The sequence below is a fragment of the Micromonospora sp. NPDC047753 genome (assembly GCF_040642735.1).
Classification (GTDB): Bacteria; Actinomycetota; Actinomycetes; order Mycobacteriales; family Micromonosporaceae; genus Micromonospora.
The window spans coordinates 1-7,363 of record NZ_JBEYSL010000357.1 but is presented as its reverse complement, the minus strand read 5'-3'; the positions used below and the strand labels follow the sequence as shown (position 1 = coordinate 7,363).

The following is a 7,363-nucleotide window of genomic DNA, read 5'->3' as shown; positions in this document are numbered from 1 at the left end:
GGTGGCCGTGGCGGTCGAGCCGGACGGCCCGACCGAGCCGGTCGACCAGCCGGGCGGGCACCTGGCGGTGCGGCGGGCCCGGTCGCGGATCGCGGCGCGGCGTTCGACCGGCGAGCCGGTCGAGGTGACCTACCGCCCCGACGGCCGCCCGGAGATCGCGGGCGGGCGGACGCTGTCAGTGGCGCACGGCGCGCGGCTGACACTGGCGGTGACCGCGACCGGGGCCCTCGGTTGCGACGTCGAAACGGTGCTCCACCGCGACGACGCGGTGTGGGACGGCCTGCTCGGCGAGCACGCCGGCCTGGCCCGGCTCGTTGCCGCGGACACCGGTGAGGACGCCGACACGGCCGCGACGCGGGTCTGGACGGCGCTGGAGTGTGTGCAGAAGTCCGGCGGCCAGCCCGGCGGACCGCTGACCCTGCTGCCCTCGCCGCGTCCCGGCTGGACGGTGTTCGGGGCCGGCGAGCTGCGGGTGGCGGCCTTCGTCACCGCGGTACGCGGCGTCGACGAGCCGGTGGTGTTCGCGATCCTCACCGAGGGGAGGTGACGACGGTGGAGCGCTGGTTCGAGTACCGGCACACGGTCGGGTTCGAAGAGACCAACCTCGTCGGCAACGTCTACTACGTCAACTACCTGCGGTGGCAGGGGCGGTGCCGGGAGATGTTCCTCAAGGAGAAGGCACCGGCGGTCCTGGCTGACCTCCGGGCGGATCTCAAGCTGTTCACACTGCGGGTCGATTGCGAGTTCTTCGCCGAGATCACCGCCTTCGACGAGCTGGCCGTCCGGATGCATCTGCGTGAGCTGGCGCAGACCCAGGTCGAGTTCGGCTTCGACTACGTCCGGCTGGACACCGGCGGCGGCGAACTCCTCGTCGCCCGCGGCTCGCAGCGCGTGGCGTGCATGCGCGGCCCCAACACCCGCACCGTCCCCACCCGGGTGCCCGAGGCGTTGGAGGCCGCGCTCAAGCCGTACGCCGTGGGCGTACGGGCCTGACCGGCGACCCCAGGAGTCACTGTGACTGCTCATCCCCAACCCACCGGCCTGGTGACCGACCCGAAGACACTCCGCTGGGCACTCGCCGCCTTCGCCACCGGCGTCACGGTGGTCACCGTAGGCGGCCCGACCCCGCACGGCATGACGGCCAACTCATTCACCGCGGTCTCCCTGGATCCGCCGCTGGCCCTGGTCTGCGTCGGCCGGGACGCGATGATGCACGGCGCACTGACCGAGGCCGGGCAGTTCGGGGTCTCGGTGCTCGGCGCGGCGCAGGAGCCGGTGGCCCGCTACTTCGCCGACCGGCGCCGGCCGCTGGGCCGGGAGCAGTTCGAGTTCGCCGAGTGGCAGCCCGGCAGCCGGACCGGCTCACCGCTGCTGGTCGGCGCGATCGCGCACTTCGAGTGCGAGTTGTGGCAGGCGTACGACGGCGGGGACCACAGCATCTTCATCGGGCGGCTGGTGGCGCTGGACCGCAACGCCGACGATGCGCTGGTCTTCGTCGACGGTCAGTTCCGCCAGTTGGAGCGTGCGCGTAGCGGAGCCACGACGTGAGCGTCGCGACGCGGGCCCGCCGGACGCCGCCCGGTCCGCCGCGCCTCGCGGCGCTACGCATGCTGCTGGTGATGAATCGCGACCGGCTGGGAATGATGACCTCGGCCGCGCAACGGTACGGCGACGCGGCGCGCCTGCCCGTCGGCCCGAAGAGCCTGTACTTCTTCAACCACCCGGACCACGCCAAGCACGTGCTGGCCGACAACGCCGCCAACTACCACAAGGGCATCGGGTTGGTGCACGCCCGGCGGGCGCTCGGCGACGGGTTGCTCACCAGCGAGGGTGAGCTGTGGCGCAAGCAGCGCAAGGTGATTCAGCCGGCGTTCCAGAGCCGGCGGATCGCCGCCCAGGCCGGTCAGGTGGCGGAGGAGGCCGCGGCCCTGGTCGAGCGGCTCCGCCGCCGAGCCGGCGACGTCGTCGACATGTCGGACGAGATGACCTCGCTGACGCTGGGGGTGCTGGGCCGTACTCTGCTCGACACCGACCTGGGCCGGTTTCCGACCATCGGCGGTGACTTCGCCGCCGTGCAGGACCAGGCGATGTTCGAACTGGCGACGTTGAGCGCGGTGCCGCCGGTGCTCCCGCTGCCCCGGCAGCTGCGGTTCCGGCAGTCCCGGCGGCGGCTGGAGGGAATCGTCGACCAGTTGGTCGCTGAGCGCGGCAGTGCCGACGACGGCCGGGCGGATGTGCTGTCCCGACTGATCGCCTCCGCCGGCCGGGAGCGGGATCCGCGCATCGGGCGCGCGCGGCTCCGCGACGAACTGGTCACCCTGCTGCTCGCCGGCCACGAGACGACCGCCAGCACACTGAGCTGGACCCTGTACCTGCTCGACCGGCACCCCGAGGTACGCGAACGGCTGCGCGCCGAGGTGGTCTCGGTGCTCGGTGACCGGTTGCCCACCATGGACGACCTGGGCCGGCTGCGCTACACCTCGATGGTGCTGGAGGAGGTGATGCGCCTCTACCCGCCGGTGTGGCTGCTGCCGCGCAAGGCCCTGTCCGAGGACGAGGTGGGCGGCTATCACGTCCCCGCGGGCGCGGATGTGCTCATCTGCACGTACACCCTGCACCGGAACCCGCGGTTCTGGGCCGACCCGGAGCGATTCGACCCGGAGCGATTCGACCCGGCCCGTTCCGTCGACCGACCCCGGTACGCGTACATCCCGTTCGGCGCGGGGCCCCGTTTCTGCGTGGGCAATCACCTGGGTCTGATGGAAGCCACCTTCGCCACCGCGTTGCTGGTGCGGGATCTGCGCCTGACCCGTCCGGCGGGTCGCCCGGTGGTGCCTGAGCCGATGCTGTCACTGCGGGTGCGCGGCGGCCTGCACATGCGCGTCGGCCTGCCCGACTGATAGTGCTCTGCCGCCGTCCCCGCCCGGTCCGCCGGGTGGGGACGGCGCCGTCCACGACTGTTTCCGGGCACTTTCCTTCCGAGTCACAACCGTTGTGAGCAGTGGCACTCGCCGCTTTCGGAAAACATTTCTTCATCCGTGCGCGCTTCGCCGTAAACAGCTCCGAGAGCAATTCCTGAGAAGACACCGCGCCGCGCCGGACGAAAGCATGGCGATGGTTCGTACCGAGACGCCGCGTCCGACCGCACCGCCCGCTGCCGGCCGACCCGTATGTCCCGGCGCCGTCTACCCGAGGGGGACACTTGCCACCGCAATCCGTAGGCATCCTGCGCCGACTGATTCCACCCGTGTTCGTCCTGGTGCTGGTCGCCGGCCTGTTCTCGGTGGCCCGGCTGCCCTCGGCCTCTGCCGAGGAGCGCAGCGCGCTGGCCTCCCGATACGCGTTCACCGAACGACCGATCGCGCTGCCGCCCGGCCTGCCGCAGCGCACCGTGCGTCAGGTGAACCCCCGGTACGAGCACATCCGGTCCTGGATCTCGTCGGTCGGCGCCGCAGTGGCGCTCAACGACCTGGACGGCCAGGGTGGCGCGAACGACCTGTGCCTTGTCGACACCCGCAGCGACGCGGCGGTTGTCACCCCGGCCCCGGACAGCGGTGCCACGTATGCGCCGTTCGTGCTGGATCCGGCCCCGCTGCCGATGGGTCCGGCGATCGCCCCGATGGGCTGCACCCCCGGCGACTTCAACCTCGACGGCCGGATGGACCTGCTCGTCTACTACTGGGGCCGTACGCCGGTGCTGTTCCTGCAGCGCCCCGGGGTGACCTCGCTGAGCCTCGCGGCGTACCACCCGGTCGAGCTGATCCCGCAGCAGACCACCGGCCCCCTCTACCGCGGTCCGTTGTGGAACACCAACGCCGTCGCGGTGGCCGACTTCGACGGTGACGGCCGTCCGGACATCGGGATCTTCAACTACTTCCCGGACAGCCAGGTCCTCGACCCGCAGGGCCTGCCGCACGTGCAGATGAACCACTCGATGTCGCACGCGCACAACGCCGGTGGCGCGTACCTCCTACGGTGGACCGGCGCTACCACCGGTGACTCGCCCTCGGTGAGCTACGAGAGGCAGGTGGGCGGCGATCCGGAGTTCTTCACCGGCTGGACGCTCGGCGCCAGCTCCGCGGACCTGGACGGCGATCTGCTTCCGGAGCTGTACCTGGCCAACGACTTCGGACAGGACCGGCTCTTCCACAACCGGTCCAGGCCGGGGCAGATCCGATTCGACCTGGTGGAGGGTCAGCGCGACCCGATCACCCCGAAGTCACTCGTGCTCGGGCACGACTCGTTCAAGGGCATGTCCATCGACTTCGCCGACCTGGAGGGGCGCGGACGGTTCGACGCGTTCGTCAGCAACATCACCGAGTCCTGGGGTCTGGAGGAGAGCAATTTCCTCTGGCAGAACACGGCCTCGACGCCGGAGCAGGCGCGGAAGATGCTGAGCAGGGGCGAGGCGCCGTTCCGCAACCAGGCCTCCGCCAAGAACATGGCGTGGATCGGTTGGGGCTGGGATGCCAAGATGGCCGACTTCGACAACAGCGGGCGGTTGGCGGTCGTCCAGGCCACCGGTTTCGTGAAGGGCACCATCAACCGGTTCAACTGGTTGCAGGAGTTGGCGATCAGCAACGACCTGCTGCTCTCCGACCCGGACATGTGGCCCAAGGCCGAACCCGGTGACGACATCGCCGGCGACAACGAGCTCGCGTTCTGGGTACGCGAGGACAACGGCCGGTACGCCAACATCAGCAAGGAACTCGGTCTGGCCCTACCCATTCCCACCCGGGGTGTGGCGGTGGCCGACACCAACGGCGACGGGGGCCAGGACTTCGCCGTGGCCCGCCAGTGGGGTGCGCCGGCCTACTACCGCAACGAGAAGCCCGGGAACGGCAACTTCCTGGGGCTGCGGCTGACCCGGCCGACGCTGTCCGGCGACGGTTCCTCACCGGCGTACGGCGCGCAGGTGCGGGTCACCACCGCCGACGGCCGCACCCAACTCGCCCAGCTCGACGGGGGCGGGGGTCACTCCGGCAAGCGCAGCTTCGACGTGTTCTTCGGCCTCGGCGCCGCCGGCGACCGGCCGGTCAAGGCCGAGCTGTTCTGGCGTGACCTCACCGGTGCCACCCACCGGCAGACGCTCGACCTGACCGCCGGGTGGCACGACTTCATGCTGACCAGTCGAGCCGAGGAGTTGACCAAGCGATGACGGACGTCAAGCAACCCGAGGCGACCAGGGAGCTGTCCCTCGCCACCCCGGTCACGCCGTCCGCGACGGCACCGCAGCCGACGCCCACAACGGACCGGCCCGCCGTACCGCGGGTGGACAGCAAGGATCCGCGCTACCTGGCGCTGCGCAACTTCGCCATGTCGATGACGGTCTTCAACATCCTGGGCTACACCGTGCTCGGTTTCGAGCAGCCCTGGCTGTGGCCGATCCTGGCCCTGGCGGTCGGATACGGCACCGAGATCATCGTCGAGATGGTCTCGGCGCGGGCGCTGAAGCGACCGGCGGCCTTCAGCGGCAACGGCGCGTGGGGGGTCTACACCTTCCTGCTGCCGGCGCACATCACCGCGCTGGCCGCGAACATGTTGCTGTACGCCAACGACAACTTCTGGCCCATCGCGTTCGCGGTGGTCGTGGCGGTCGGTCAGAAGGCGGTGCTCCAAGCGCCGATCAAGGGCCGGATGCGGCACTTCATGAACCCGTCCAACTTCGGCATCACCATCACGCTGCTGGTGTTCTCCTGGGTCAACATCGCCCCTCCGTACCACTTCACGGAGAACGTGCCCGGGGTGATCAGCATTCTGATCCCGGTGGTCATCGTGACGGCGGGCACGGTGCTCAACGCCATGCTGACCAAGAAGGTGCCGCTGATCGTCGGCTGGCTGGGCGCGTTCGTGATCCAGGCGGTGCTCCGGCACTTCATCTGGGACGTGTCGCTGGTCGCCGCGCTGGTCCCGATGACCGGGGTGGCCTTCGTCCTGTTCACCAACTACATGATCACCGACCCGGGCACGACCCCGGCGGCACCCCGGATGCAGTTCATGTTCGGTGCCAGCGTCGGCATGGTCTACGGCCTGCTGATGGTGTTCAACGTGGTCTACACGCTGTTCTTCGCCGTGACCCTGGTATGCCTCGCCCGTGGGCTGTTCTGGTGGGGCAGGTGGCTGGTGCAGCGCAACCGACCCGAGGAAAACCTGACACCCGCACCGCCGCCCGCCGCTGTGGCGCTACCGGTCGCCCGTTGACCGTCCGCCGGTCCCGGTCACCGGTCGGCCCGCTCGTCGTGGGTCCGCCGGTGGCCGGGACCGGCCGCTTTCGTGGAGGTGCACCATGAACCTGCTCGTCGTCGGCGCCTCGTACCGGACCACTCCGGTCGACGTACTGGAACGGCTCGCGGTCGGATCCGCCAGCCTGCCAGGGCTGCTGCGCACGCTGCTCGACCGGCCGGCGGTCGAGGAGGCGGTGGTGCTGTCCACCTGCAACCGGGTGGAGGTGTGGGCGGCGGTCGGCGGATTCCACGCCGGGCTGCGCGAGATCGGCGCGACGCTCGCCACGCACGCCGACGCGTCGACCGACGTGCTGGCCCGGCACCTGTACGCGCATTACGACGACGCCGCCGTGGCGCACACCTTCACCGTCACCGCCGGCCTGGACTCGATGGTGGTCGGCGAGGCGCAGATCCTCGGGCAGGTGCGGGCCGCGTACCGGGCCGCGGTCTCGTACGGGAGTGCCGGCCGGCTGACCCACGAGCTGGTGCAGCACGCGCTGCGGGTCGGCCGACGGGTCCGGGCCGAGACCGACATCGGGCGCTGCGGCGCCAGCACGGTGACCGCCGCCCTCGACGTGCCGGCGGGACACCTGCCCGGTGGCCTCGCCGGCCGCCCCGCCCTGGTGGTCGGTGCCGGGGCGATGGGCGGGATCGCCGTCGCCGCGCTGAGCCGCGCCGGCGCCGGACCGATCGCGGTCGCCGGGCGCGGCGCCGAGGGCATCCGCCGGCTCGTCTCGGCGTACGGCGTGCGGCCCGTGCCCGCGGCGGACCTGGTGCCGGCTCTCGCCGCCGCCGATGTCGTGGTGACAGCGACGACCGCACCGGACCCGGTGCTCACCGCTGAGCTGGTCGCGCCGGCGCTACGTCGCCGGCTGACCCGCGGCCCGGACCTGCCGCTGTTCGTGCTGGACCTGGCGATGCCCCGGGACGTGGATCCGGCGGTCGCCCGACTCGACGGCGTGGTGGTCGTCGACATCGGCGGACTCGGCGCGGTGGCGCGCCACGGTGTCGAGCGTCGGGACCAGGATGCGGCCGAGCGGATCGTGGCCGCCGAACGCGACGCGCTGGCCGGCCGGCTCCGCGGGGCCGACGCCGGGCTGACCGTGGCCGCGCTGCGCCGCCGGGCCGACCGGACGGTC

7 protein-coding genes are annotated in these 7,363 nt (G+C 71.2%); all 7 read left to right on the top strand.

What is annotated here, in order from left to right; all coding sequences use genetic code 11:
* Positions 1-547 (top strand): hypothetical protein (locus ABZ749_RS25225; RefSeq protein ID WP_357231934.1); only part of this gene is annotated, 547 nt, incomplete at its 5' end.
* Between the two features lie 5 nt (positions 548-552).
* Entirely contained in the window at positions 553-993 is a 441-nt protein-coding gene (locus ABZ749_RS25220; RefSeq protein WP_357231931.1) for an acyl-CoA thioesterase, read from the top strand.
* 48 nt (positions 994-1,041) lie between these two features.
* The gene (locus ABZ749_RS25215) at positions 1,042-1,548 is read left to right on the top strand and encodes a flavin reductase family protein (protein WP_357231940.1); all 507 of its coding nucleotides are present in this window, start codon (positions 1,042-1,044) and stop codon (positions 1,546-1,548) included.
* Positions 1,545-2,900 (top strand): cytochrome P450, encoded by a 1,356-nt coding sequence (locus ABZ749_RS25210; protein ID WP_357231928.1) that lies wholly within the window; start codon positions 1,545-1,547, stop codon positions 2,898-2,900. Before ABZ749_RS25215 ends, ABZ749_RS25210 begins: the two co-directional genes overlap by 4 nt.
* Positions 2,901-3,223: 323 nt before the next feature.
* On the top strand, positions 3,224-5,158 hold the full coding sequence (locus ABZ749_RS25205; protein WP_357231937.1) for a CRTAC1 family protein: 1,935 nt from the start codon (positions 3,224-3,226) through the stop codon (positions 5,156-5,158).
* On the top strand, positions 5,155-6,201 hold the full coding sequence (locus ABZ749_RS25200; RefSeq protein ID WP_357231925.1) for an enediyne biosynthesis protein: 1,047 nt from the start codon (positions 5,155-5,157) through the stop codon (positions 6,199-6,201). Before ABZ749_RS25205 ends, ABZ749_RS25200 begins: the two co-directional genes overlap by 4 nt.
* A gap of 85 nt (positions 6,202-6,286) precedes the next feature.
* Positions 6,287-7,363: glutamyl-tRNA reductase (hemA, locus tag ABZ749_RS25195; protein ID WP_357231922.1), on the top strand; the 1,077-nt coding region annotated here is incomplete at its 3' end.